The 25,386-nt window shown below is 66.8% G+C and carries 28 protein-coding genes; 25 read left to right on the forward strand and 3 right to left on the reverse strand.

All coding sequences use genetic code 11. The annotated features are described in order from the left end of the window. Window positions 1–13: 13 nt before the first annotated feature. The 14 genes from flhF (at window position 14) to ACNFBT_RS11450 (ending at window position 13,684) form a co-directional block, all read left to right on the forward strand. Window positions 14–1,324 (forward strand): flagellar biosynthesis protein FlhF, encoded by a 1,311-nt coding sequence (gene flhF, locus ACNFBT_RS11385; protein ID WP_416749312.1) that lies wholly within the window; start codon window positions 14–16, stop codon window positions 1,322–1,324. 168 nt (window positions 1,325–1,492) lie between these two features. Continuing rightward, the gene (gene fleN, locus ACNFBT_RS11390) at window positions 1,493–2,323 is read left to right on the forward strand and encodes a flagellar synthesis regulator FleN (protein WP_416749314.1); all 831 of its coding nucleotides are present in this window, start codon (window positions 1,493–1,495) and stop codon (window positions 2,321–2,323) included. Beyond that, entirely contained in the window at window positions 2,320–3,069 is a 750-nt protein-coding gene (gene fliA, locus ACNFBT_RS11395; RefSeq protein ID WP_416749316.1) for an RNA polymerase sigma factor FliA, read from the forward strand. The genes fleN and fliA overlap by 4 nt, the downstream gene beginning before the upstream one ends. Window positions 3,070–3,245: 176 nt before the next feature. Beyond that, window positions 3,246–3,620, forward strand: a complete 375-nt coding sequence (locus tag ACNFBT_RS11400) for a chemotaxis response regulator CheY (protein WP_085988857.1) — start codon at window positions 3,246–3,248, stop codon at window positions 3,618–3,620. Window positions 3,621–3,639: 19 nt separating this feature from the next. After that, window positions 3,640–4,422: a protein phosphatase CheZ gene (locus ACNFBT_RS11405; protein WP_416749318.1), complete on the forward strand. Its 783-nt coding sequence runs from the start codon at window positions 3,640–3,642 to the stop codon at window positions 4,420–4,422. A gap of 32 nt (window positions 4,423–4,454) precedes the next feature. Then, window positions 4,455–6,704 (forward strand): chemotaxis protein CheA, encoded by a 2,250-nt coding sequence (locus tag ACNFBT_RS11410; protein WP_416749320.1) that lies wholly within the window; start codon window positions 4,455–4,457, stop codon window positions 6,702–6,704. 56 nt (window positions 6,705–6,760) lie between these two features. Further along, window positions 6,761–7,879, forward strand: a complete 1,119-nt coding sequence (locus tag ACNFBT_RS11415) for a protein-glutamate methylesterase/protein-glutamine glutaminase (protein ID WP_416749322.1) — start codon at window positions 6,761–6,763, stop codon at window positions 7,877–7,879. Further along, window positions 7,879–8,619, forward strand: a complete 741-nt coding sequence (locus ACNFBT_RS11420; protein ID WP_416749323.1) for a flagellar motor protein — start codon at window positions 7,879–7,881, stop codon at window positions 8,617–8,619. Before ACNFBT_RS11415 ends, ACNFBT_RS11420 begins: the two co-directional genes overlap by 1 nt. A gap of 14 nt (window positions 8,620–8,633) precedes the next feature. Then, on the forward strand, window positions 8,634–9,512 hold the full coding sequence (gene motD / locus ACNFBT_RS11425; protein ID WP_416749324.1) for a flagellar motor protein MotD: 879 nt from the start codon (window positions 8,634–8,636) through the stop codon (window positions 9,510–9,512). 311 nt (window positions 9,513–9,823) lie between these two features. Next, complete coding sequence (locus ACNFBT_RS11430; RefSeq protein ID WP_416749326.1) at window positions 9,824–10,612, forward strand: ParA family protein; 789 nt, start codon at window positions 9,824–9,826, stop codon at window positions 10,610–10,612. Between the two features lie 91 nt (window positions 10,613–10,703). Further along, window positions 10,704–11,627, forward strand: coding sequence for a CheW domain-containing protein (locus ACNFBT_RS11435; protein WP_416749328.1), 924 nt, complete (start codon window positions 10,704–10,706; stop codon window positions 11,625–11,627). Between the two features lie 86 nt (window positions 11,628–11,713). Then, entirely contained in the window at window positions 11,714–12,193 is a 480-nt protein-coding gene (locus ACNFBT_RS11440; RefSeq protein WP_015476565.1) for a chemotaxis protein CheW, read from the forward strand. A 1-nt stretch (window position 12,194) separates the two neighbouring features. After that, the gene (locus ACNFBT_RS11445) at window positions 12,195–12,605 is read left to right on the forward strand and encodes a DUF2802 domain-containing protein (RefSeq protein WP_416749329.1); all 411 of its coding nucleotides are present in this window, start codon (window positions 12,195–12,197) and stop codon (window positions 12,603–12,605) included. A gap of 194 nt (window positions 12,606–12,799) precedes the next feature. Next, window positions 12,800–13,684: a DMT family transporter gene (locus ACNFBT_RS11450; RefSeq protein WP_416749330.1), complete on the forward strand. Its 885-nt coding sequence runs from the start codon at window positions 12,800–12,802 to the stop codon at window positions 13,682–13,684. A gap of 30 nt (window positions 13,685–13,714) precedes the next feature. Here the strand turns inward: ACNFBT_RS11450 and ACNFBT_RS11455 are convergent, their stop codons facing one another. Then, on the reverse strand, window positions 13,715–14,692 hold the full coding sequence (locus tag ACNFBT_RS11455; RefSeq protein WP_416749331.1) for a ribonuclease T2 family protein: 978 nt from the start codon (window positions 14,690–14,692) through the stop codon (window positions 13,715–13,717). Between the two features lie 414 nt (window positions 14,693–15,106). On the opposite strand from ACNFBT_RS11455, the gene ACNFBT_RS11460 reads away from it, so the two are divergent. Continuing rightward, entirely contained in the window at window positions 15,107–15,592 is a 486-nt protein-coding gene (locus ACNFBT_RS11460) for a hypothetical protein (RefSeq protein ID WP_416749333.1), read from the forward strand. A 6-nt stretch (window positions 15,593–15,598) separates the two neighbouring features. Here the strand turns inward: ACNFBT_RS11460 and ACNFBT_RS11465 are convergent, their stop codons facing one another. Both ACNFBT_RS11465 and ACNFBT_RS11470 read right to left on the reverse strand, forming a co-directional pair. After that, complete coding sequence (locus ACNFBT_RS11465) at window positions 15,599–15,934, reverse strand: EscU/YscU/HrcU family type III secretion system export apparatus switch protein (RefSeq protein WP_416749335.1); 336 nt, start codon at window positions 15,932–15,934, stop codon at window positions 15,599–15,601. Next, window positions 15,931–17,520, reverse strand: a complete 1,590-nt coding sequence (locus tag ACNFBT_RS11470) for a flagellar hook-length control protein FliK (RefSeq protein ID WP_416749337.1) — start codon at window positions 17,518–17,520, stop codon at window positions 15,931–15,933. The genes ACNFBT_RS11465 and ACNFBT_RS11470 overlap by 4 nt, the downstream gene beginning before the upstream one ends. 249 nt (window positions 17,521–17,769) lie before the next feature. On the opposite strand from ACNFBT_RS11470, the gene ccmA reads away from it, so the two are divergent. From ccmA to ACNFBT_RS11520, 10 genes are all read left to right on the forward strand, one after another. Continuing rightward, on the forward strand, window positions 17,770–18,426 hold the full coding sequence (ccmA, locus tag ACNFBT_RS11475; protein WP_416749339.1) for a cytochrome c biogenesis heme-transporting ATPase CcmA: 657 nt from the start codon (window positions 17,770–17,772) through the stop codon (window positions 18,424–18,426). Then, entirely contained in the window at window positions 18,423–19,094 is a 672-nt protein-coding gene (ccmB, locus tag ACNFBT_RS11480; protein ID WP_207888060.1) for a heme exporter protein CcmB, read from the forward strand. Before ccmA ends, ccmB begins: the two co-directional genes overlap by 4 nt. Window positions 19,095–19,155: 61 nt before the next feature. Further along, window positions 19,156–19,902 (forward strand): heme ABC transporter permease, encoded by a 747-nt coding sequence (locus ACNFBT_RS11485; protein WP_416749341.1) that lies wholly within the window; start codon window positions 19,156–19,158, stop codon window positions 19,900–19,902. Continuing rightward, on the forward strand, window positions 19,899–20,075 hold the full coding sequence (ccmD, locus tag ACNFBT_RS11490) for a heme exporter protein CcmD (protein ID WP_416749343.1): 177 nt from the start codon (window positions 19,899–19,901) through the stop codon (window positions 20,073–20,075). Before ACNFBT_RS11485 ends, ccmD begins: the two co-directional genes overlap by 4 nt. Next, on the forward strand, window positions 20,072–20,557 hold the full coding sequence (gene ccmE, locus ACNFBT_RS11495) for a cytochrome c maturation protein CcmE (protein WP_416749345.1): 486 nt from the start codon (window positions 20,072–20,074) through the stop codon (window positions 20,555–20,557). The genes ccmD and ccmE overlap by 4 nt, the downstream gene beginning before the upstream one ends. Window position 20,558: 1 nt before the next feature. Beyond that, window positions 20,559–22,532 (forward strand): heme lyase CcmF/NrfE family subunit, encoded by a 1,974-nt coding sequence (locus ACNFBT_RS11500; protein ID WP_416749347.1) that lies wholly within the window; start codon window positions 20,559–20,561, stop codon window positions 22,530–22,532. Between the two features lie 2 nt (window positions 22,533–22,534). Continuing rightward, the gene (gene dsbE, locus ACNFBT_RS11505) at window positions 22,535–23,077 is read left to right on the forward strand and encodes a thiol:disulfide interchange protein DsbE (RefSeq protein ID WP_331317289.1); all 543 of its coding nucleotides are present in this window, start codon (window positions 22,535–22,537) and stop codon (window positions 23,075–23,077) included. After that, on the forward strand, window positions 23,074–23,544 hold the full coding sequence (gene ccmH, locus ACNFBT_RS11510; RefSeq protein WP_331317291.1) for a cytochrome c maturation protein CcmH: 471 nt from the start codon (window positions 23,074–23,076) through the stop codon (window positions 23,542–23,544). The genes dsbE and ccmH overlap by 4 nt, the downstream gene beginning before the upstream one ends. Beyond that, the gene (ccmI, locus tag ACNFBT_RS11515) at window positions 23,541–24,752 is read left to right on the forward strand and encodes a c-type cytochrome biogenesis protein CcmI (RefSeq protein WP_416749350.1); all 1,212 of its coding nucleotides are present in this window, start codon (window positions 23,541–23,543) and stop codon (window positions 24,750–24,752) included. The genes ccmH and ccmI overlap by 4 nt, the downstream gene beginning before the upstream one ends. Window positions 24,753–24,775: 23 nt before the next feature. Next, the gene (locus tag ACNFBT_RS11520) at window positions 24,776–25,186 is read left to right on the forward strand and encodes a hypothetical protein (RefSeq protein ID WP_416749352.1); all 411 of its coding nucleotides are present in this window, start codon (window positions 24,776–24,778) and stop codon (window positions 25,184–25,186) included. Window positions 25,187–25,386 lie beyond the last annotated feature (200 nt).

Raw genomic sequence — 25,386 nt, forward strand, 5'->3', positions numbered from 1 at the left:
GAGGTCGCAGGCCATGCAGGTAAAACGCTTCTTCGCCGCCGATATGCGTCAGGCCATGAAACTGGTCCGTGACGAGCTGGGCCCGGACGCCGCGATCATCGGCAACCGCCGTGTCGCTGGCGGCGTGGAACTGACCGCGGCCCTGGACTACCAGGCCCCGGCAGCGGCCAGCAAGCCGAACCCGGCGCTGGAAGCCGAGCTGCGCAAGACCCAGGCGCGCATCGCCCAGGCCAAGGCCGAGCTGAGCGAGCCGACCCGCATGAGCGAGGCCGTGCGCAAGGACCGTCAAATGTACGGCGTCGAGACGCCGCGCCGCAGCGCCGCCGAGACCCTGGCCGAAGCCATGGCCGCACCAGTTGCGCCGGCCGCCGCCAACGTCGGCCAGCAGGCGCTGGAGGCCATGCGCTTCGAGCTCAACGGCCTGCGTGAACTGATCGAAGTGCAGCTGGGCTCGATTGCCTGGAACCAGCTGCAGAACCAGCGTCCGAAGCAGGCCAACCTGTGGCGCCGCCTGCAGCGCATGGGCCTGCCGGCAGACCTGTCGCGCAGTCTGCTGGAGAAGGTGGCTTCCATCGCCGAGCCGAAGCAGGCCTGGCGCATGCTGCTGGCGCACCTGGCGCGCTCCATCAACACCCCGGAAATCGACCTGCTGGAGCAGGGCGGGGTGGTCGCGCTGGTCGGTCCGGCCGGCATGGGCAAGACCACCACCCTGGCCAAGCTGGCGGCCCGCTATGTGCTGAAGTACGGCGCGCAGAGCATCGCACTGGTGTCCATGGACAGCTTCCGCATTGGTGCCCAGGAGCAGATCAAGACCCTCGGCCGCATCCTCAATGTGCCGGTGACCCTGGTCGATCCGGGCCAGTCGCTGATCCAGGCCATGGCGCCGCTGGCGCGCAAGCGCCTGGTGCTGATCGATACCGCCGGCCTGCCCGCCAATGATCCGGCGCTGCGCATGCAGCTCGAAGCCCTGGCGGCACAGAGCCTGAACGTGAAGAACTATCTGGTGCTGGCCGCGACCAGCCAGGCCCAGGTGCTCAAGGCCGCCTGGCAGAACTATCGTGTATGCGGTCTGGCCGGGTGCATCCTGACCAAGCTGGACGAAGCCGGCAGCCTCGGCGAGGCGCTCGCTCTGGCAATTGGCCAGCGTCTCCCGGTAGCCTATCTGGCGGACGGTCCGAAGATTCCGGATGATCTGCAGATTGCGCGCAGCCATCAGCTGGTCAGCCGCGCGGTGAGCCTGCAGGCGCCGGAAGAGCCGAGCGAGGACGCCATGGCCGACCTGTTCGCCGGCCTGTACCAGCAGCCGGTGCGTCGCGCCAGCTGAACGAATTGAACGGCCCCGTGGTGGGGCGAGGGGTGGCCAGGTGGGCTGCCCGGCGAGGCGGATGCTCTGGCAGACGATCCGCGAACGCCGGAAGCGGTAGAGCACCGCAGCCGGCAAGGCCGCAGCGCCAGGGGGCGCGGCGGCTGAATGACGAGACAAGGTATTGATATGGGCATGCATCCTGTACAGGTAATCGCAGTCACCGGTGGCAAGGGTGGTGTCGGCAAGACCAACGTGTCGGTGAACCTGTCGCTGGCGCTGGCCGACCTCGGCCGCCGCGTCATGCTGCTGGACGCCGACCTGGGCCTGGCCAACGTCGACGTGCTGCTGGGCCTGACGCCCAAGCGCACGCTGGCCGACGTCATCGAAGGCGAGTGCGACCTGCGCGACGTGATCCTCCAGGGTCCCGGCGGCGTTCGCATCGTTCCGGCGGCTTCCGGCACGCAGAGCATGGTGCACCTCACGCCCATGCAGCACGCCGGTCTGATCCAGGCCTTCAGCGACATCAGCGACAACATCGACGTGCTGGTGGTGGACACCGCCGCCGGCATCGGCGACTCGGTGGTGAGCTTCGTCCGCGCCGCCCAGGAAGTGCTGCTGGTCGTCTGCGACGAACCCACCTCGATCACCGACGCCTACGCTTTGATCAAGCTGCTCAACCGCGACTACGGCATGACCCGCTTCCGCGTACTGGCGAACATGGCCCACAGCCCCCAGGAGGGCCGCAACCTGTTCGCCAAGCTGACCAAGGTCACCGACCGCTTCCTCGATGTGGCGCTGCAGTACGTGGGCGCCATTCCGTACGACGAATCGGTGCGCAAGGCGGTGCAGAAGCAGCGTTCGGTGTATGAGGCGTTCCCGCGCAGCAAGGCCTCCCTGGCGTTCCGTGCGGTAGCGCAGAAAGTCGACAGCTGGCCGCTGCCGGCCAACCCGCGTGGGCACCTGGAGTTCTTCGTCGAGCGCCTGGTGCAGCACCCGACCACGGGTTCGGCCGTATGATGACGGCCTCTGGAGCGCGTATGTACAGCAAGGCGCAGGCGCAGAACTCCCAGGACCAACTGATCCAGCGCTACGCGCCGCTGGTCAAACGCATTGCCTACCACCTGCTGGGCCGCCTGCCGGCCAGCGTGCAGGTGGAGGACCTGATGCAGGCCGGCATGATCGGCCTGCTGGAGGCGGCGAAGAAATACGACGCCGGCAAGGGCGCGAGCTTCGAGACCTACGCCGGCATCCGCATCCGCGGCGCCATGCTCGACGAAGTGCGCAAGGGCGACTGGGCCCCGCGCTCGGTGCACCGCAACACCCGCATGGTCAGCGATGCGATCCGCACCGTCGAGGCTCGAACCGGACGTGACGCTAAAGATCAGGAAGTTGCTGCCGAACTCAATATGAGTCTCGAAGAGTATTACGGCATCCTCAGCGACACCCAGGGCAGCCGCCTGTACAGCTTCGACGATCTGCTGCAGGACGGCGAGCAGGGCGGTGGCCTGGCCGAAGACGCTTCGCACCAGGGCAACGAGCCCTCCCACGGCCTGGAAGACGAACGCTTCCAGGCGGCGCTGGCCGACGCCATCACCAAGCTGCCCGAACGCGAGCGGCTGGTGCTGGCCCTGTACTACGACGAGGAGCTCAACCTCAAGGAGATCGGCGAAGTGCTGGGGGTCAGCGAGTCCCGGGTCAGCCAGCTGCACAGCCAATGCGCCGCGCGCTTGCGGGCACGTCTGGCGGAGTGGCGCGCGCACTGAGGTTCGGGTAGTTTCGCGTCGGCTTTTTCGTAGGCTTCAGATTTAGATTTCAGAATTCTTTCGGGCGACGTCCCTTTGACGCCGCCCAAACGGGATGAGCGCACGCCGCTCGATGAATTGACGGCACGCCCGCCAGGACGTGCCTGGTATCGATGGAGGTCGGTTTGGACAAGAATATGAAAATTCTCATCGTGGACGACTTTTCCACGATGAGGCGCATCATCAAGAACCTCCTGCGGGACCTGGGGTTCACCAACACCGCAGAAGCCGACGACGGCACCACTGCGCTGCCGATGCTGCACAGCGGCAACTTCGACTTCCTTGTCACCGACTGGAACATGCCCGGCATGACCGGCATCGACCTGCTGCGCGCGGTCCGCGCCGACGAACGTCTGAAGCACCTGCCGGTACTGATGGTCACCGCCGAGGCCAAGCGCGACCAGATCATCGAAGCGGCCCAGGCCGGGGTCAACGGCTATGTGGTCAAGCCTTTCACCGCTCAGGTGCTGAAAGAAAAGATCGAGAAGATTTTCGAGCGGGTCGGCAGCTGAGGCTGATCAAGAGGGCGTCATGGATTTCAACGAATCCGCGGGTGACTTCGAGTCGACCCTGAAAAAACATGCGCGCGAATTGGTCGACTGCCTTGAACGCGGCGAAGTCCAGACCGCCGTGCAGCTGATCTCCGAGCTCAACCAGACGCGCGATCGCGGGCTCTACCAGGAAGTCGGCAAGCTCACCCGCGAGCTGCACAACGCCATCGTCAACTTCCAGATCGACCCCAGTTCCCGCCACGCCGAGGAAATGTCGCAGATCGCCGACGCCACCGATCGTCTCTCCTATGTGGTGAAGATGACCGAGAAGGCGGCCAACCGCACCATGGACCTGGTGGAAGAGTGCACCCCGGTGGTCATGCACATCGAGACCCAGGCCAAGGAGCTGCAGGAAGACTGGGGGCGTTTCATGCGCCGCGAGCTGGGGCCCGATGCCTTCCGTGAGCTGGCCAAGCGCGTGGAGCAGTTCCTCTACATCAGCGCCCAGGACAGCCGGAAGCTTTCCGCGCACCTCAACGACATCCTCCTGGCGCAGGACTTCCAGGACCTCACCGGGCAGGTGATCAAGCGCGTCACCAAGCTGGTCACCGAGGTCGAGTCGAACCTGGTCAAGCTGGTCTGGATGGCCGGTCAGGTGGACCGCTACGCGGGCATCGAGCATGACTACCAGGGCATGACCGAGGCGGTTGAAAAAGAAAGATCGTCCAAGGGTGAAGGTCCGCAAATCGCTGCCGATACAAGAAAAGACGTCGTGTCCGGTCAGGACGATGTCGACGACCTGTTGTCCAGCCTTGGTTTTTAAGCGTCGCCTGACGCTGTAGAGGGAGCACCCGAATGAGCTTCGACGCCGATGACGAAATCCTCCAGGACTTCCTGGTGGAGGCCGGCGAGATTCTCGAGCTACTGTCCGAGCAACTGGTCGAGCTGGAAAGCCGCCCGGAAGACATGGACCTGCTCAATGCCATCTTCCGCGGGTTCCACACCGTCAAGGGTGGGGCGGGCTTCCTCCAGCTGAACGCGCTGGTGGAGTGCTGCCACATCGCCGAGAACGTGTTCGACATGCTGCGCAAGGGCGAACGCCGCGTAGATGCCGAGCTGATGGACGTGATGCTGCAGGCGCTGGATACCGTCAACGTCATGTTCCAGCAGGTGCGTGACGCGGAAGAGCCGACTCCGGCGACGCCCGAGCTGCTGGCCGCGCTGTCGCGGTTGGCCGACCCGAACGCCGCCCCGGCCGAAGCTCCCGCTCCGGCAGTTGCCGAGCCCTTGGCGGAGGTGGCTCCGGCTGCTCCCGAGACCTACGGCGACATCACCGACGCCGAGTTCGAGCAACTGATGGATGCCCTGGAGCCGGCCGCCGATGCGCCGGCCGCAGCGGTCGGCAGCGGTGGCGACGACATCACCGACGACGAATTCGAGGCGCTGCTCGACCAGCTGCACGGCAAGGGCCAGTTCGGCGGCGCCCAGTCGCCCGCCAGCGCCGCGCCCGCCGTGAGCGAAGCCGCCCCGGCCGCCAGCGCGGGTGACGACATCACCGACGACGAATTCGAAGCGCTGCTCGACCAGTTGCATGGCAAGGGCCAGTTCACTGGCGCGAAGGATGAGTCGGCCGCCGCGCCTGTCGAGAAAGCCACCCCGGTCGAGACAGCCGCGCCGAGCGAGAGGGCCAGCGAGGCTTCCGCAGCCGGCGACGACAACATCACCGACGACGAATTCGAGAAGCTGCTCGACGAGCTGCACGGCAAGGGCCAGTTCACCGGCGCGAAGGAAGAACCGGTCGCCGCCGCCAAGCCGGCCGCCAAGCCGGCCGCCGCGCCGCAGCCGGCCAAGCCCGCTGCCGCACCGGCGAAGGCCACGGCCGCCAAGCCGGCCGAGGCACCGCGTGCGGCTGCTGCCGCCGAGAAGCCGACGAGCGAAGCGGAAACCACGGTGCGCGTGGACACCGCGCGCCTCGACGAAATCATGAACATGGTCGGCGAGCTGGTGCTGGTGCGTAACCGCCTGGTGCGCCTGGGCGCCAACAGCGGCGACGAGGCGATGGCCAAGGCCGTGTCGAACCTCGACGTGGTCACCGCCGACCTGCAGTCGGCGGTCATGAAGACCCGCATGCAGCCGATCAAGAAAGTCTTCGGCCGCTTCCCGCGGCAGGTCCGCGACCTGGCGCGCAACCTGAAGAAAGAGATCAACCTCGAGCTGATCGGCGAAGAGACCGACCTGGACAAGAACCTGGTCGAGGCCCTGGCCGACCCGCTGGTGCACCTGGTGCGCAACGCGGTGGACCACGGCATCGAAGGTCCGGACGAGCGCGAGGCCGCCGGCAAGGCGCGTTCGGGCAAGGTGGTGCTGTCCGCCGAGCAGGAAGGTGACCACATCCTGCTGTCGATCTCCGACGACGGCAAAGGCATGGACCCGGACGTGCTGCGCGCCAAGGCCGTGGAGAAGGGCCTGCTGGACAAGGACGCGGCTGACCGCCTGTCCGAGTCCGAGTGCTACAACCTGATCTTCGCCCCGGGCTTCTCGACCAAGACCGAGATTTCCGACGTCTCCGGCCGCGGTGTCGGCATGGACGTGGTGAAGACCAAGATTTCCCAGCTCAACGGCATCATCAACATCTACTCCGCCAAGGGGCAGGGCTCGAAGATCGTCATCAAGGTCCCGCTGACCCTGGCGATCATGCCGACCCTGATGGTGATGCTGGGCAACCAGGCCTTCGCCTTCCCGCTGGTGAACGTCAACGAGATCTTCCACCTCGACCTGTCGAACACCAACGTGGTCGACGGCCAGGAAGTGGTGATCGTCCGCGACAAGGCGCTGCCGCTGTTCTACCTCAAGCGCTGGCTGGTGCCGGGCGCCGAGTATGAGGAGCAGGGCGAGGGCCACGTGGTGATCCTCTCCGTGGGCACCCAGCGCATCGGCTTCGTGGTCGACCAACTGGTGGGCCAGGAAGAGGTGGTGATCAAACCGCTGGGCAAGATGCTGCAGGGCACGCCGGGCATGGCCGGGGCGACCATCACCGGTGACGGGCGCATCGCCCTGATCCTCGATGTGCCGAGCATGCTCAAGCGCTACGCGCGGCGTATCTGATTCTTGCGCGCGCGGGGACGCCCGCGCGCGCGGCAAGGCTTTATTCAGGAGTGTCTATGGCTGTCAAAGTCCTGGTGGTGGACGATTCGGGATTCTTCCGCCGCCGTGTCTCGGAGATTCTCTCCGCCGATCCGCAGATCCAGGTGGTCGGCACGGCCACCAACGGCCGCGAGGCGATCGATCAGGCGCTGGCGCTCAAGCCCGACGTGATCACCATGGACTACGAGATGCCGTTGATGGACGGCATCACCGCTGTGCGGACCATCATGCAGCGTTGTCCGACCCCGGTGCTGATGTTCTCCTCGCTGACCCACGAGGGCGCGCGGGTGACCCTGGACGCGCTGGATGCCGGCGCGGTCGACTACCTGCCGAAGAACTTCGAGGACATCTCGCGCAACCCGGACAAGGTCCGCCAGCTGCTGTGCGAGAAGGTCCACACCATCGCCAAGAGCAACCGTCGCTTCGCGGCCTATTCCTCGTATTCCGCCAGCGCCTCGGCGCCGGCTTCGACGCCGGCCGGCAGCACCGCGCGCCATGCCGCTCCCGCGTCTTCGGCTGGCGGCCATGCGCCCGCAGCTCCGGCGCCGGTGACTTCCGCCGCCCCAAAGCGTAAGCCCTACCGGTTGGTGGCCATCGGTACTTCCACCGGTGGGCCGGTGGCGCTGCAGCGGGTCCTGACCCAGCTGCCCGCCAACTTCCCCGCGCCGCTGGTGCTGATCCAGCACATGCCGGCGGCCTTCACCAAGGCCTTCGCCGAGCGCCTGGACAAGCTGTGCAAGATCACTGTCAAGGAAGCCGAGGACGGCGACCTGCTGCGCCCCGGCGTGGCACTGCTGGCCCCCGGCGGCAAGCAGATGATGGTCGATGGCCGTGGCGCCGTGCGCATCCTGCCCGGCGATGAGCGGCTGAACTACAAGCCCTGCGTCGACGTGACCTTCGGTTCCGCGTCAAAAGCCTACGGCGACAAGGTGCTGGCGGTGGTCCTCACCGGCATGGGCGCTGATGGCCGCGAAGGCGCGCGGATGCTCAAGCAGGGCGGCAGCCAGGTGTGGGCGCAGGATGAAGCCAGCTGCGTGATCTACGGCATGCCCATGGCGATCGCCAAGGCGGGCCTGGCCGACGCGGTGTACAGCCTGGACGACATCGGCCGCCACCTCACCGAGGCCTGCGGCTGATGGATGTGCTCAGCATTGTCGGCCTGATCCTCGCGCTGGTCGCCATCATCGGTGGCAACTTCCTCGAGGGCGGGCATGTCGGTGCGCTGGCCAACGGCCCGGCGGCCCTGATCGTGATGGGCGGCACCCTGGCCGCAGCCCTGCTGCAGACCCCGGTGGCGGTGCTCAAGCGCTCGGTGCAGATGCTGCGCTGGATCATGCTGCCGCCCAGGGTGGACCTGGTCGGCGGCATCGACCATGTCGTCGGCTGGAGCATGACCGCGCGCAAGGAAGGCCTGCTGGGCCTGGAAAGCGTCGCCGACGCCGAGTCCGACCCCTATGCGCGCAAGGGCCTGCAACTGCTGGTGGACGGCGCCGAGCCGGAAGCCATCCGCAGCATCCTCGAAGTCGACCTGTTCAACCAGGAAACCCGCGACCTGGCGGCGGCCAAGGTGTTCGAGGCCATGGGCGGCTACTCGCCGACCATCGGCATCATCGGCGCGGTGATGGGCCTGATCCACGTGATGGGCAACCTCGCCGACCCCAGCCAGCTGGGCAGCGGCATCGCCGTGGCCTTCGTCGCCACCATCTATGGCGTGGGCCTGGCCAACCTGTTGCTGCTGCCGGTGGGCAACAAGCTGAAAAGCATCGTGCACCGTCAGTCCTGCTACCGCGAGATGCTGATGGAGGGCCTGCTGTCCATCGCCGAGGGTGAAAACCCGCGCTCCATCGAACTGAAGCTGCAAGGCTTCGTCGGCTGAAGGGGAGCGCGCAGATGCCTCGCCGCAGACGTCACGAGGAACACGAGAATCACGAACGCTGGCTGGTGTCCTACGCGGACTTCATCACCCTGCTGTTCGCCTTCTTCGTGGTGATGTACTCGATCTCGTCGATCAACCAGGGCAAGTACAAGATCCTTTCGGAAACCCTGACCGGCGTATTCAACCAGCCGGACCGCGCGGTCCGCCCGATTCCCATCGGCGAAGAGCGACCGCGCACCCAGCAGCCGGACCAGTCGCTGAACGAGCCGATGGACGAGGGCCAGGCCCAGGGCAGCCCGGATACCCTGGAGCAGATCGCCGGCAGCATGCGCGACGCGTTCGGCGAGCTGATCAAGAGCGACCAGGTGAGCGTGCGCGGCAACGAGTTCTGGATCGAGATCACCCTCAATTCCAGCCTGCTGTTCCCCAGCGGCGATGCGATTCCCAATGACACCGCCTTCACCATCGTCGAGAAGGTCGCCAGGATTCTGGCGCCTTACCGCAACCCGGTGCATGTCGAAGGCTTCACCGACAACGTGCCGATCCACAACGCCCAGTACCCGACCAACTGGGAGCTGTCGACGGCCCGCGCCGCGAGCATCGTGCGCATGCTCGCCCAGGACGGGCTGGATGCCGGCCGTTTGGCCGCGGTGGGCTATGGTGAATTCCAACCGGTAGCGGACAATGCGACGGCCGAAGGGCGCGCCCGCAACCGCCGGGTGGTGCTGGTGATCTCCCGCAACCTCGAAGTACGTCGCGCCGTCAGCGGCGTGGGCAGCGGCAAGGCGCAGCCGGACCCGGCGTTGCGACATGCTGGCACGCAACCTGCACCAGTGGTTGCCAGCGAGGCGCCCGGCAGTGGCGCCGTCAAATCTTCGTCAGGGGAGCAGTAGGGGCTGATGACGCTTTTGGCGCGGCCGCGACGCGGCCACATTTTGCGCAGGGCAAGGCGCGAGGAGAGTGGTTTGGTGACTCCAAATGAGCGACGAGCAACGCGGCACTGCGCAAAATGCGGCCCGTCCCGTTGGGTTGCGCGTCAAATCACGCCATGCGTCGTTGCGGAACTTGCCAAGGGAGCGGCCATTGCCTGCGTCCCGCGCCTAGCCTGGCGTGATTTGGCGCGGCAACGCGGCTCGCGCCAAAAGCGTCATCAGCCCCTGATGAGAACCCTGAACCGATCCTGTGCCAGCGGGGAGTCAGCACTATGAAAGTCTGGGCGGTAGCCAACCAGAAAGGTGGCGTCGGCAAGACCACATCCTCCATCGCCCTGGCGGGGCTGTTGGCCGACGCCGGCAAGCGCGTGCTGATCGTCGACCTCGACCCGCACGGCTCGATGACCAGTTACTTCGGCCACGATCCGGACACCCTGGAGCACAGCGTGTTCGACCTGTTCCTGCACCAGGGCAACGTGCCCGAAGGGCTGCCGGAGTCGCTGCTGCTGCCCACCAGCCACGAGAACGTGCGCCTGCTGCCGTCGAGCACCGCGCTGGCCACCCTGGAGCGCCAGTCGCCGGGGCAGAACGGCCTGGGCCTGGTGATCGCCAAGAGCCTGGCGCAACTGTGGAACGAATTCGATTACGCGATCATCGACAGCCCGCCGCTGCTGGGCGTGCTGATGGTCAACGCGATGGCGGCCAGCCAGCACCTGGTGATCCCGGTGCAGACCGAGTTCCTTGCGCTCAAGGGCCTGGAGCGCATGGTCAACACCCTGAAGATGGTCAACCGCTCGCGCAAGCAGGCGCTGCCGTTCACCATCGTGCCGACCCTGTTCGACCGTCGCACCCAGGCTTCGCTCGGCGCGCTGCGGGTGCTGCGCGACACCTATCCCGACACGCTCTGGCAGGCCTTCGTCCCGGTGGACACCAAGCTGCGCGATGCCAGCCGCCATGGCCTCGTGCCGTCGCGCAACGACGCCAACAGCCGGGGCGTGATCGCCTACCGCGCGCTGCTCAAGCATCTGCTGGCGCAGGTGCCGGCGGCGCAGGTGGCCTGAGCATGGCGAGCATGAATTTCCGACGAGAGCGTTCAAGTCTCGTCACCCTGCGGCCGATAGGCTGGAAAGTCCCTTTGCGCGGTCATCAACCATGAGTCGTTCCGCTACCGCCACGCGTCCCCAGCTTGCGCTGCAGTCCTACCTGGATGCGCTGCTGCAGGATGCTTTCGAAGAGTTCGCAGGCGACACCGCTCCGGCGCCCGTCGCCGTGCCCGAAGCTCCGGCGCCGGTCGCCCTGGCCAGCGTCGAGGTCGTCGAGCCCGTCGAGCCGGTCGTCGTCGAGGCCCAGCCGGCCCTGGTGGAGCCGCAGCGCGACAGCGTCAGCCTGGACGAATTCGAAGCCGCGGTGTTCGAGGAACAGGTGCGCGACGCCCGCCTGAGCTTCGTCCGCGAGCCCGTTGCCCCGATGGTCGAGCCCGAGCCCGAACTGACGGTGGCGCCGCCCGACGAGGTGCTGCCGTCGCTGCAGAGCGCGCAGGTCATCGAGCTGCGCCAGCCGGGCAGCGCCGAGCTGCCGGCCGCGCCGCTGGCGCTGCTGGACGACGGTCGCCCGGTGTGGGCCGCCGAACCCTTCGAGTGCCTGCTGTTCGACGTCGCCGGGCTGACCCTGGCGGTGCCGCTGGTCTGCCTGGGCTCGATCTACCCGCTGGCGGGGCACGAGCTGACCCCGCTGTTCGGCCAGCCGGACTGGTTCCTCGGCATTCTGCCGGGCAACCAGGGTGGCAACCTGAAGGTGCTGGACACCGCGCGCTGGGTGATGCCCGAGCGCTACCGCGATGACTATCGCGAAGGCTTGCAGTACGTGATTTCCGTGCAGGGCTACGAGTGGGGGCTGGCGGTGCACCAGGTCAGCCGCTCGATCCGCCTGGACCCGTCCGAGGTGAAGTGGCGCACCCAGCGCCAGCAGCGCCCGTGGCTGGCCGGCACGGTGATCGAACAGATGTGCGCGCTGCTGGATGTCTCGGCACTGGCCGAGCTGATCGCCAGCGGCGCAACGCGGCGCCCTCAGCACTGAGCGTGCGCTGATCCATTTAACGCCAACCCATTTAATGAAAGCCACCACGCCGCTGCCGGCGTGGTTCGACGAAGAGGCGAGGGGATATGAAGAAAACGTCAGCGCAAGGTGCCGAAGATCCGATTCTGCAGTGGGTCACCTTCCGCCTGGACAACGAGACCTACGGCATCAACGTGATGCAGGTCCAGGAAGTGCTGCGCTACACCGAGATCGCGCCGGTGCCCGGTGCCCCGAGCTACGTGCTGGGCATCATCAACCTGCGCGGCAACGTGGTGACCGTGATCGACACCCGCCAGCGCTTCGGCCTGGATCCGGCGCCGGTCTCCGACAACACCCGCATCGTCATCATCGAAGCCGACAAGCAGGTGGTGGGCATCCTGGTCGACAGCGTCGCCGAGGTGGTCTACCTGCGCCAGTCCGAGATCGAGACCGCGCCGAACGTCGGCAACGAGGAATCGGCCAAGTTCATCCAGGGCGTGTGCAACAAGAACGGCGAGCTGCTGATCCTGGTCGAGCTGGACAAGATGATGACCGAGGAAGAGTGGTCGGAGCTGGAGAGCATCTGAAGTGCTGTTGATCGCACTGGTGATCCTGGCGGTGGCCTGTGTGGGCCTTGCGGGGGCTTGCGTGTGGCTGGCCGGGCGTCAGCGCGCCCAGCAGGCGCAGGCGGCGGCTCAGGCCCTGCAGGTCGACGCGCTCGAACAGCGCCTGAAGGAGCTGGGCAAGCGCATCGAGTCCTACCAGCTGATCAATGTCCGCATGGGCGAGGAATTGCGCGACCTGGGCAAGCAGCTTGCGCCGCTGCCCGAGCGCGTGACGCGCATGGAGCAGCGCGATCCCGCCAGCCTGTCCTACAGCCAGGCTGCGCGCCTTGTGGGCATGGGCGCCTCGGCGGCCGACCTGACCCAGAGCTGCGGCCTGTCCCAGGCCGAGGCCGAGCTGGTCGCGCGCCTGCACCAGGGCAAAGAGCGCGAGTAGGCTTGCGACCTTCGCGAGCGCGCGTGCGACTCAGCCGGACGCGCCGCTCGACAAAGGCTCCAGGCCGGTGCAACTTGAGCACCCTTTGTCCGCGCCGATACCGATGAATCCTGCGTGCCGCCTCGCCCTGGGGGGGCTGAGCCTGTGTGGTGTGCGCATGTCGTTGATCTGCTCAGGGTAAGGCACTGACCCGCATGCACCGCCCGCACGTTGATTCGCGCCTTCCCGGCATCGCCTGTCTACTGGTCACCGCCAGCGGCTGGGCCATCAACTGGCCCGCCATGAAGCTGCTCCTGCAGGTCTGGCCACCGCTGTTCTCCCGCGGGCTGGCGGGGGTGATCGCCGCCGTCGTCCTGGCCGTCATCGCTGCGCTGCAAGGACAGCGGCTGATCCCGGAGCGCCAGGCGTGGCCCCGGCTCACGGCGGCCGCCTTCACCAATGTCTTCGCCTGGATGGGCTTTTCCACGCTGGCCATGAAGTGGATCAACGTCAGCGAAGGCGTGCTGCTGGTGTATACGATGCCGATCTGGGTCACGCTGCTGGCCTGGCCGCTGCGCGGCATACGCCCCACGGCGAGCGGCTTTGCCGCGCTGCTGCTGGGGTTGGCCGGCGTCACGGTGCTGTTGAGCGCCCACGGGCTCTCAATCGCCCCGGGGCAAGCGCTCGGTGTCGGCTTTGCGCTGGCCGCCGCGGTGCTGTTCGCGCTGGGTACGGTGCTCAATGGCGGGCCATTCCCGCTGGCGCCGATCGTCTCGACGGCGTGGCAGGTCGGGTTGGGCTGCCTGCCGATGCTGGTGTTCGGCATCGCCTTCGAGCAGCCACGACTGGACGCCCTGGGGCCCGGGCCGCTCGCCTGCATGGTCTACATGACGTTCGTCCCCATGGGCGTCTGCTATCTGACCTGGTTCGCGGCGCTACAGCGCCTTCCCGCGTCCGTGGCGGCAACCGGCATGCTGCTGGTACCCCTGCTGGGCGTGCTGTCCGCCGCCGTCATGCTGGGCGATCCCATCGGCACGCGGGAAATCCTCGCCATGGTCCTGACCCTGGGCGGCGTGGCCTTGGTGTTGAAGCGGCGCTGAGATGACAGTGACCTTGCGCTCAGGGGCGACTCATTTCCGGTAACCCTTTGCTTCGATCAGCACCCGGTCGGAGCGGCAGGCCTTGCGGTCGTCCTGGCGAGCCGGGGCGAAGGTGTCGCCAATCAGGGTGTTGACCGAGTGGGACTCCTTGAGGTCCTTCGGCAGGGCGATGCGTATCTCTTCCAGGTAGTCCCCGCTACAGATCAGCAGGAAGTTGTTGGCGGCCTTCTCGTTGCCGAACTCGCGGTTGACCTCGGCATAGAACCTTTCCTGCGAGATGGCTCCGCCGGCCTGGTCGCGAACGTACTGTCCGGCGGGGGAGTCGTTGAAGGATTTCACCAGGTCGACCGCGAAGCGGAAGTACGCGTCGTCCGCCATCGCCGTCTGGCAGGCGCCATGCTTTTTCCACTCGTAGTGACCGAACTGCGTGCCGTAGTAGAAATTGGGCATCCAGGGGCTGATGTAGTCGACGGTGTTTGCGCTCAGCTTCAGGTCCGGTGCGTTGGCGCAATTGCCGTAGTCCTTGCCGCACTGCGACTTGTTCGGCCATAACCCGTGCAGCGTGAAGTTGGATACGACCAGTTGGCCGCTCTGCATCGCCTTGCACTCGGGCTTGTCGGCGCCGCCGCGATGATGCAGGCAGAACCCGGGCTGCCAGGTGAGGGCGAGAACGTAGCTGTCGTAGGTGTCGGGAATCCGGCACGCCGACGCATTCCCCTCGGCGATCTCCAGCCCCTCGACCGTGCCGCAGGCGGCCGAGACCCAGCGCAGATCGCCCTGGACCTGCAGCCTGACCCACTGGTAGTCGGCCTTGTTGACTTCGTTGATCCTGAAGACCTCGCCGGGCTGGACCTGCAACGAGTCTGGATTGGTCTGCTTCTTGAACGACTGGTAGGCCTCGCACTGCGTCGAGACCGTGAATGTGCCTTGGCTCGCCTCCACCGCGAGAGCCTTGGCACCCAGGCTCAACAGAAATGCGACGAACAGCGCTGCGGTGATGTGCTTCATATCCTCTTCCACGCTCCGGGAGTGATTGGAATGCCACTTGCCGGGTGCACAGTATTCGATTGGAAGGGGAATGCCACTCCTGGCACGCGGTGATGCGCAGCAGCCCCCAGCTCCGAGCCGTTGCCGCCGGTTGCCAGCGGCATGCCGGAAAACAGTGAGCCCCGGGAGGGGCTTCACATTCGGGTGCGGGATCGCGCAAGCATCTTTTCGCCGGGCCCGATCTGGAAATGGACGGTGCTCTTTCGCAATTCACAGGAAGAGCTGCGTTGAGTTGGAATTTCCAAGGAGGGTTCAGACAAAGCCAAGGAGGCGCATGTAGTCCATTTGCTACGCGCGTTTCGGACTTGTCTGATAAGAAAGCCTTCAGAACGCCATTAGATTGGTCCCGTCGAAACTTCCGAGAGGGCCACCGATATGGCCGCCATTTCGCGACGGGCCATGGTGCTGTGTGCGCATCCGGGCCGTCTGCTGGACTACAGCGTGCTGCTCAATCGCCTGGAGTTCTATCACCTGAGCCTGTGCCAGGACCTCGATGAGGTGCGCAAGGCGCTGTCCAGCCAGCTGCGCTACAGCCTGTTCATCCTTGACGACTTCGTGCCCGGCCCCAGCGAGCTGATGAGTTTGAGAACCCTCAGCCAGAGCAACGCTTTCCGCCAGTTCGCGCTGGCCGGGAATTACAGCGCCGAGCAGAAGACCGGCCTGTACCAGTGGGCCTGGCGCAATCGCGTGCCGTTGCTGCAGGTGCTGGACAAGCCGCTTTCGCTGGCGCAGTTGCGCGAAGTCACCAGCAGCATGGTGCTTTACCACAGCGAGGATGAGCAGCCGATTCGCGCGTCCGTGGGCGAGATCCGTGATTACCAGACGCCGGCCGAGGAGCGTTGCGGCTCCGGGTGCCGCTGAGCGGAATCAGTCGGCGCGGCCGTCGGGACCTTCCAGCAGTGGCAGTGCTTCGTCCGCAGGCGCCGCCCCATTCAGTGGGCTCTTGCCCTTCAGGTACCAGGCGAACGCGATGATCTCGGCGATGGTGCGGTAGAGTGCCTCGGGAATCGCCTCGCCCAATTCCAGCCGCGCCAGCAGGCGCACCAGGTCGGCGTTTTCGTAGATCGGCACTTCATGGTGGCGGGCGATGGCGAGGATGGTCTCGGCCAACTCGTCGTCACCCTTGGCGGTGAGGGTCGGGGCCGTTTGCCCGTCGTAGTTGAGGGCGATGACCTGGCGCGGGGTCTTCTTCGGCTTGCTCATGCGGTTTCATCCACCCAGCGCTGTTCCACGGTGGTGCGCTTGCCCTGGGGCGGCTTGCCCTGGCTGCAGGACAGTTCGCCAACGGTGAGGCCGGCGTCGTTCAGGCGCTGGCGCAGGGTGCCCAGTTCTCGGTCGATCAGGCTGGCGGTGCTGGCCCGCTCGGCCCACAGCTGGCTGGCGATGCTGCCGTGGGCGAGGGTGGCCTGGACCTGCAGCGGGCCGAGCGGGTCGAGGTCGAAAGCCAGCTCCACACGCCAGAGCGTGTCGCGCTGCTGTTCGCGCTCGCTGCCCTGGCGCTCTTCCTGCTGGATGCGCACCTGCAGCGGCACCAGGTGGTGCTGCTGGCGCAGGGGGATTTCCATCTGCCAGGTATTGAGCAGGGTGCCGTCGGGCAGCACCTCGTTCTGCGACAGGCTGGACAGCTGGTGGGTCTGCAGGCGCGCCACGGCGGCGGCGGCCAGCTTGAGCAGGGACTCCAGGTCGCCTTCCTCTTCCAGTTGGTGCGCCAGGCGGCTGGGCAGTGGGAAGGTGACCGGTGGCGGGGTGCGCCCGCCAGTCTGGCCGAGCACGCCCAGGGCATTGCGCACGAAGGCCGGTAGCGATTGCGCGAGATTGCTGGCGCCGGCCAGGGCGTTGCCCGGCAGGTTGCCCAGCACCGAGGCGGCGGTGCCGTTCTGTGCCGGCAGGAGCTGGGCGATCAGGCGCAGCAGATTGGCCTTGAGGTCCTGCGGCAGGCCTTCGGAGCCGCGCAGCAGCTGGGCTTCGAGGAATACGCCGCTCTGCTGGATGGCCTGGGCCACGCCCTTGGCGTTGCCGAGCTGGCGGGCGTCGGGGAGGGCGGTGAGCAGCTTGTCCACCGCCTCGCGCAGTTCGGGGCTGAGCGACTGGCCGCGCCCGGTGCCCTGGAGGGCGTGGAACAGGCCTTCCAGCGAGCCTTGGCGAGTCTGCTGGCTGGTCAGTTGCTGGCTGAGGTCGAGCTGGTCCAGACGGCTGGTCAGCGGCAGGAACTGCAGCCCCTGCTGGTCCTGTACCCGCGCACTGAGCAGGCTGCCCAGCGGCAGCGGGCGGGGCGATTCGAGGCTGAGCTGGCGTCCCGCCAGCGGCGTGTTCAGCAGGCTGACCAGCACCTTGTAGATGGCCTGATCCGCCTTGCCCTGGGCGATCAACTGGCTGGCTTCGACCTTGCCCTGCAGCAGGGTGCCCACCGGCAGCAGGTCGAGGTCCAGGCTTTCCAGCGGCGCCTGGCCGGTCATGGCCTGGTTACCCGTGACCTGGGTCAGCAGGGTGGCGGCGAGGTTGGTCTGGGACAGCGCCGACAGTTGCAGCGTGCTGCCCTGGGGCAGGGCCTGTGGGCTCTCCGCACTGACCAGGGTCTGCTGTCCGCTGGCCAGCGTCAGGCGCAGCAGGAGCTGGAAGCTGACCTGGGTGTCGCGCACCGCGACCACCTCGGCCTGGGCCTTTTCACCCGGCGGCAGCAGGTCGCCCAGGCTCTGCGCGAGCTTGAGGGTCAGTTCCGCAGCATTTGGGGCACTGCGCGAGGGGGGCGTGGGCGGGAGCGGGCGGGAGGCGCCAATTTCGCTCGGCATCGGGAACCTGGCTGGGCATGCGGGACGGGTTGACGCCCAGTGTATCGGCGCGTGCTGCGGGCACTTTAGACCGTCCGGCGGCCAGGTGAGGGCCGGGTGCGCTGTTTTGACGTTACACCCTGTCGAAAAACCTGACGTCGGGCGTAGGAACGCCTGTGTATAATGCGCCGCCCGTGGCCGCGCTTGGCGCGCCCGGGCGGTATGGCCGCTTTTTTGCACCACTGACTGTTTTCTGCCCGACGGTTGCCGATGCCCTTGACCCATCCACTTCTCGAAACCGTGGCGCTCGCCTGCGAGCGGGACTGGCGCATGCTGTTCGAGCGTCTCGATTTGCGACTGGGCGCTGGCGAAATGCTACAGATCGTCGGCCCCAACGGTAGCGGCAAGACCAGCCTGCTGCGCCTGCTCAGTGGTCTGATGCAGCCCACCGCCGGCGACGTGCTGCTCAACGGCAAGCCGCTGACCGAGCAACGCGGCGAACTGGCCCGCCTGCTGCTGTGGATCGGCCACGCCGCCGGCATCAAGGGCCTGCTGACCGCCGAAGAGAACCTTGCCTGGCTCTGTGCCCTGCACCAGCCGGCCAGCCACGAGGCCATCTGGCAGGCTCTGGCCGCCGTCGGCCTGCGCGGCTTCGAGGACGTTCCCTGTCACACCCTGTCCGCCGGCCAGCAGCGCCGCGTGGCCCTGGCGCGCCTGTATCTGGACGCGCCGCCGTTGTGGATCCTCGACGAGCCCTTCACCGCCCTCGACAAGCAGGGCGTGGCGCAGCTCGAAGAACACCTGGCCGGCCATTGCGAGCGCGGCGGTCTGGTCGTGCTGACCACCCACCACACCCTCGAGCGGATGCCCGCCGGCTACCGGGCGCTCGACCTGGGCCAGCATGCGCGGGAGGTGGCGGCGCGATGAGCAACGTCTTTACCCTGCTGCTCGCCCGCGAGACCCGCCTGCTGTTCCGCCGTCCGGCGGAGTTGGCTAATCCTTTGGTCTTCTTTGCCATCGTAATTGCGCTGTTCCCATTGGCGGTCGGCCCCGAATCGGAGATGCTCAAGAACCTCTCGCCGGGTCTGGTCTGGGTGGCGGCGCTGCTGGCGGTGCTGCTGTCGCTGGACGGTCTGTTCCGCAGCGATTTCGAGGATGGTTCCCTGGAGCAGTGGGTCCTTTCGCCGCACCCCCTGCCACTTCTGGTACTGGCCAAGGTGCTGGCACACTGGCTGATTTCCGGGCTGGCGCTTGTGCTGCTGTCCCCGCTGTTCGCCCTCATGCTGGGGCTGCCGGCGCGCTGCCTGCCGGACCTGCTGTTGTCGCTGCTGCTGGGTACGCCGGTATTGAGCCTGCTGGGTGCCGTGGGCGCGGCGCTGACGGTGGGGCTCAAGCGCGGCGGCCTGCTGCTGGCGCTGCTGATCCTGCCGTTGTACATACCGGTACTGATCCTTGGCAGCGGCGCGCTGCAGGCGTCCCTGCAAGGGCTGCCGACCGCCGGGCACCTGCTGTGGTTGGCCAGCCTGACGGCGTTAGCATTGACGCTGACGCCCTTTGCCATCGCCGCCGGGCTGAAGATCAGCGTCGGCGAATGAACGATCGCCGGCCTGGGAAGCGGGACCGGCGACAGACGAGAGCTTTGCATTACAGAGCCTGATGATGAACTGGACTTGGTTTCACAAGCTTGGGTCGCCCAAGTGGTTCTACGAGATCAGCGGACGCTGGCTGCCCTGGTTCGCCGTCGCCGCGATCCTGCTGATGAGCGTCGGCATCGTCTGGGGCCTGGCCTTCGCACCGCCGGACTACCAGCAGGGCAACAGCTTCCGCATCATCTATATCCATGTGCCGGCGGCCTTCCTCGCCCAGTCCTGCTACGTCATGCTGGCGGTGGCCGGCGCCATCGGCCTGATCTGGAAGATGAAGATCGCCGACGTCGCCGTGCAGTGCGCCGCGCCCATCGGCGCCTGGATGACCTTCGTCGCGCTGGTCACCGGCGCCATCTGGGGCAAGCCGACCTGGGGCGCCTGGTGGGTGTGGGATGCGCGCCTGACCTCGATGCTGATCCTGCTGTTCCTCTATTTCGGCGTCATCGCCCTCGGCCAGGCGATCACCAACCGCGACAGCGCGGCCAAGGCCTGCGCGGTACTGGCCATCGTCGGCGTGGTGAACATCCCGATCATCAAGTACTCGGTGGACTGGTGGAACACCCTGCACCAGCCGGCCACCTTCACCCTCACCGAGAAGCCGCCGATGCCGCCGGAGATGTGGATTCCGCTGCTGCTGATGGTCGCCGGGTTCTACTGTTTCTTCGCCGTGGTGCTGCTGATGCGCATGCGTCTGGAAGTGCTCAAGCGCGAGGCCCGCGCCAGCTGGGTCAAGGCTGAAGTGGAGCGCGCGCTATGAGTTTCCAGTCCTTCGGTGATTTCCTCGCCATGGGGCAGCATGGCCCTTATGTGTGGTCGGCCTACGCCATCAGCCTGGTGGTGCTGGCGATCAATGTCGCCTCGCCCGTGCTGGCGCGCCGTCGTTACCTGCAAGAAGAGGCGCGTCGTCTGCGCCGGGAGGCCAACAAGTGAATCCGGTTCGCAAGAAGCGCCTGTACATCGTCCTCGCCATCGTCGCCGGCGTGGGCGTGGCCGTCACCCTCGCGCTGTCGGCCCTGCAGCAGAACATCAACCTGTTCTACACCCCGACCCAGATCGCCAACGGCGAAGCCCCGCATGACACCCGCATCCGCGCTGGCGGCATGGTGGAGAAGGGCTCGCTCAAGCGTTCGGCGGACTCGCTGGATGTAGAGTTCGTGGTCACCGACTTCGCCAAGGAAGTCACGGTGAAGTACCGCGGCATCCTCCCGGACCTGTTCCGCGAAGGGCAGGGCATCGTCGCGCTGGGCAAGATCGACGAGAGCGGTGTGCTGACCGCCGACGAAGTGCTGGCCAAGCACGACGAGAAATACATGCCGCCGGAAGTCACCAAGGCGCTCAAGGACAGCGGCAAGCTGGAGCACTACGAAGCCAGCCAGGGCGCCAACGGCGCGACGCAGCAGGGGAGCAACTGATATGGTTCCCGAACTCGGCCACTTCTCGCTGATTCTGGCGCTGTGCATGGCGCTGGTGATGTCCTTCTTCCCGCTGATCGGCGCCTGGCGCGGCGATCGCCAGTGGATGAGCCTGGCGCGCCCGGCCGCCTGGGGGCAGTTCGCCTTCCTGGCGTTCTCCTTCGGTTGCCTGACCTGGGCCTTCCTCCACGACGATTTCTCCGTGGCCTACGTCGCCAGCAACTCCAACAGCGCGTTGCCCTGGTACTACAAGTTCAGCGCCGTATGGGGTGCCCACGAAGGCTCGCTGCTGCTCTGGGCGCTGATCCTCGGCGGCTGGACCTTCGCCGTGTCGATCTTCTCCCGCCAGTTGCCGGAAGTGATGCTGGCCCGGGTGCTGGCGGTGATGGGGATGATCAGCACCGGCTTCCTGCTGTTCCTGATCATCACCTCCAACCCCTTCAGCCGCCTGCTGCCGCAGATGCCGTCCGACGGCAACGACCTCAACCCGTTGCTGCAGGACCCCGGCCTGATCATTCACCCGCCGATGCTCTACATGGGCTATGTGGGCTTCTCGGTGGCCTTCGCCTTCGCCATCGCCGCACTGCTCGGCGGCCGCCTCGACGCGGCCTGGGCGCGCTGGTCGCGGCCCTGGACCCTGGTGGCCTGGACCTTCCTCGGCATCGGCATCGTGCTCGGCTCCTGGTGGGCCTACTACGAGCTGGGCTGGGGCGGCTGGTGGTTCTGGGACCCGGTGGAAAACGCCTCCTTCATGCCCTGGCTGGTGGGCACCGCGCTGATCCACTCGCTGGCGGTGACCGAGAAGCGCGGCGTGTTCAAGAGCTGGACCGTGCTGCTGGCCATCGCGGCCTTCTCCCTCAGCCTGCTGGGTACCTTCCTGGTCCGCTCCGGCGTGCTGACCTCGGTGCACGCCTTCGCCTCGGACCCCGAGCGCGGCGTATTCATCCTCGCCTTCCTGCTGGTGGTGGTCGGCGGCTCGCTGACCCTGTTCGCCCTGCGCGCGCCGGTGGTCAAGAGCCAGGTCGGCTTCGCCCTGTGGTCCCGCGAGACCCTGCTGCTGCTCAACAACCTGGTGCTGGTGGTGACCGCCTCGATGATCCTGCTGGGCACCCTCTATCCGCTGGTGCTCGACGCCATCAGCGGCGCCAAGCTGTCGGTCGGCCCGCCTTACTTCAACGCGCTGTTCGTGCCGCTGATGGCGATCCTGATGCTGGCCCTGGCGGTCGGCGTGCTGGTGCGCTGGAAGGACACCCCGACCCGCTGGCTGCGCGGCATGCTGACGCCGGTGCTGATCGGCACCCTGGTGCTGGGCGCGCTGGGCAGCTTCCTCTACGGCGAGCTGCACTGGGAAGTGCTGGGCGTGTTCCTGCTGGCCGCCTGGGTGGTGCTGGCCGGCGTGCGCGACTTCTTCGACAAGGTCCGCCACAAGGGCTTGATCGTCGGTGCAGCGGGCCTGAACCGCAGCTACTGGGGCATGCAGCTGGCGCACTTCGGTATCGCCGTCTGCGCCATCGGCGTGGTCCTCACCAGCCAGTTCAGCGCCCAGCGCGACCTGCGCATGGCGCCGGGCGAGTCGGTGGAGCTGGCCGGCTATCAGTTCCGCTTCGAGGGCACCCACCACTTCGAAGGCCCGAACTTCACCTCCGACAAGGGCACCATCGTCGTGACCCGCAACGGTTCGGAAGTGGCCACGCTGCACCCGGAGAAGCGCCTGTACAGCGTGCAGAACTCGATGATGACCGAGGCCGGCATCCACGGCAGCCTGACCCGCGACCTCTACGTCGCCCTGGGCGAGCCGCTGGATAACGGCGCCTGGGCAGTGCGGGTGCACATCAAGCCGTTCGTGCGCTTCATCTGGCTGGGCGGCCTGATGATGGCCCTGGGCGGCGTACTGGCGGCGCTCGATCGCCGTTACCGCCTGAAAGTGAAAACGCGTGTACGCGAGGCCCTGGGCCTTGCCGGACAGGGAGCCTGAGTGTGAAGCGTGCGATCCTGCTGTTGCCCCTGGCGATCTTCCTGGTCGTCGCGGTATTCCTCTTCCGTGGCCTGTGGCTGGACCCCAGCGAGCTGCCCTCGGCGCTGATCGGCAAGCCGTTCCCGGCGTTCTCCCTGCCCAGCGTCACCGAGCCGGGCAAGACCTACACCGAGGCCGATCTCAAGGGCAAGCCGGCGCTGGTCAACGTGTGGGGCACCTGGTGCCCGACCTGCCGCTTCGAGCACCCGGTGCTGACTGATCTCGCCGCCAAGGGCGTGGTGATCTACGGCATCAACTACAAGGACGACGCCGTCGCCGCGCAGAAGTGGCTCAACGAACTGCACAACCCCTACCTGCTGAACATCGCCGATGCCACCGGCACCCTGGGCGTTGACCTGGGCGTGTACGGCGCGCCGGAGACTTACATCATCGACAAGGACGGCATCATCCGGCACAAGCTGGTCGGCGCCGTCGACGAGAAGGTCTGGCGCGAACAGCTGGCGCCGATCTACCAGGGGCTGGTGGACGAGGCGCAGGGTAAATGAAGCGACTTCTCGCCGCCGCTGCGCTCGGCCTTGCCCTCACCGGCATCGCCCATGCAGCCATCGACACCTACGAGTTCGCCAACGACGCCGAGCGCCAGCGCTTCCGCGACCTGACCACCGAACTGCGTTGCCCCAAGTGCCAGAACCAGGACATCGCCGACTCCAACGCGCCGATCGCCGCCGACCTGCGCAAGCAGATCTACGCCCAGTTGCAGCAAGGCAAGAGCAACCAGCAGATCGTTGACTACATGGTCGACCGCTACGGCGAGTTCGTGCGCTACAAGCCCGAAGTCAGCGAGCGCACCTGGCTGCTCTGGTTCGGCCCGGCGGCCTTCCTGCTGCTGGGCGTGGGCGTGATCGGCGTCATCGTCGCCCGTCGCCGCCGCCCGGCCGCCGCCACCTCCACCACGCTGTCCGCCGAGGAGCAGGCGCGTCTCGACCAACTGCTGGATAACCAAGACAAATGATCGACTTCTGGCTCGCCGCCGGCCTGCTGTTGCTGGTGGCCCTGGCATTCCTGCTGATCCCTCTGCTGCGCGGCCGTCGCGCCCAGGCCGAGGAAGACCGCACCGCCCTCAACGTCGCCCTGTACCAGGAGCGCCTGGCGGAACTGACCGCCCAGCGTGATGCCGGCACCCTCGACGATGCCCAGCTTGAAGCCGGCCGCGCCGAGGCCGCCCGTGAACTGCTGGCCGATACCGAAGGCGCCTCCGAGGACCGCCGCTCCCGTCTCGGCCGCGCTGCGCCGCTGCTGGTGGTGCTGGTGCTGCCGTTCCTCGCCCTGGGCCTGTACCTGCATTGGGGCGCCAGCGACAAGGTGGCCCTGGCCCGCGAATTCGCTACCGCGCCGCACTCCATGGAAGAAATGACCGCCCGCCTGGAGCGCGCGGTGCAGGCCCAACCGGACTCCGCCGAAGGCTGGTACTTCCTCGGCCGCACCTACATGACCCAGAACCGCGCCGCCGACGCCGCCAAGGCCTTCGAGCAGGCCGCGCGCCTTTCCGGCCGCCAGCCGGAAGTCCTTGGCCAGTGGGCCCAGGCGCTGTACTTCGCCGGCAACAAGTCGCTGAGCCCGGAAGTGCGCGCCCTGGCGGACGAAGCGCTGAAGAAGGACCCGCAGGAAGTCACCACCCTCGGCCTGCTCGGCATCGCCGCCTTCGAGGACGAGAAGTTCGCCGATGCCGTCAATTACTGGGGTCGCCTGGTTGCGATACTCCCGGCCGACGATCCGTCGCGCGAAGCCATCGCCGGCGGCATCGAACGCGCCCGCCAGCGCATGATCGAGAAGGGTGAAACGCCGCCCGCCGCTCCCGCCGCAGCGGCCACAGCCGGTGTGACCCTGAAGGTGAAGGTCGACCTGAGCGCTGCCGTGAAGGGCCAGGTCAAGCCGGACGACAGCGTGTTCGTCTTTGCCCGTGCGGTAAGCGGCCCACCGATGCCGCTGGCGGTGAAGCGCCTGAAGGTCTCAGACCTGCCCAGCGAAGTGGCGCTCAGCGACGCCGATGCGATGATGCCGCAACTCAAGCTCTCGGCCTTCCCGCAGGTGCAGCTGGTGGCGCGGATTTCCCGTGCTGGCAATGCGACTGCCGGGGAATGGATCGGACGCAGTGAAACGTTGTCTACTGCCCAGGCTGGCGAGCAGGCAGTGACCATCGACAGCCCGGACCAGCGCTGAAACAGATAGAAGAGGGTAGGGTGATGAAGGTTAGATTGCTGGCGCTGAGCGCCTTGCTGGTACTGGGTGGCTGCGTGGTGCAACCGCCGCAGCCGGAGGAGCCGTCGGGGCCGACATCGGCTCCGACGCAGCCGGGCGCCACCAAGCCGCCGGTCAAGTCGTCGTCCTCGCCGATCACCCCGCAGCCGAGCAAGCAGCAGCCGACCTCCAAGCGTGCGCCCCAGTTCGCTCCGCCCCCCGGCGGCAAGGGTCGCTGGGATGCCAGCCTGGGCGTCTACGTGATGCAGGGGCAGAAGGACACCTATTACCGCCAGCGTACCTACTACCACTGGGATAACGGTTGGTACTGGAGCGTCGGTCCCCAGGGGCCCTGGACCGAAACCGACAGCACTGGCGTGCCGCCGGGGCTGACGCGCAAGTACAGCGCGCCGTAACGGAGTCGCCGGGACACCCCACAGGGCGAACAACCGTTCGCGGTTGTATGCCGCAACTCATCAAGGGCGCCAAGGCCAGGTTCGAGTGCTTCGGGGCCAAGCTCGAACGGCGGATAACGTCGAACGTTATCCGCCCTACGTTCCAGATCGGGCGTGCGGCTGCTCTTCGTAGGAGCGAGCTTGCTCGCGAACCGCCCAAC

This window comes from Pseudomonas sp. NY15181 (assembly GCF_048068055.1).
In the GTDB taxonomy this organism is placed as follows: domain Bacteria; phylum Pseudomonadota; class Gammaproteobacteria; order Pseudomonadales; family Pseudomonadaceae; genus Pseudomonas.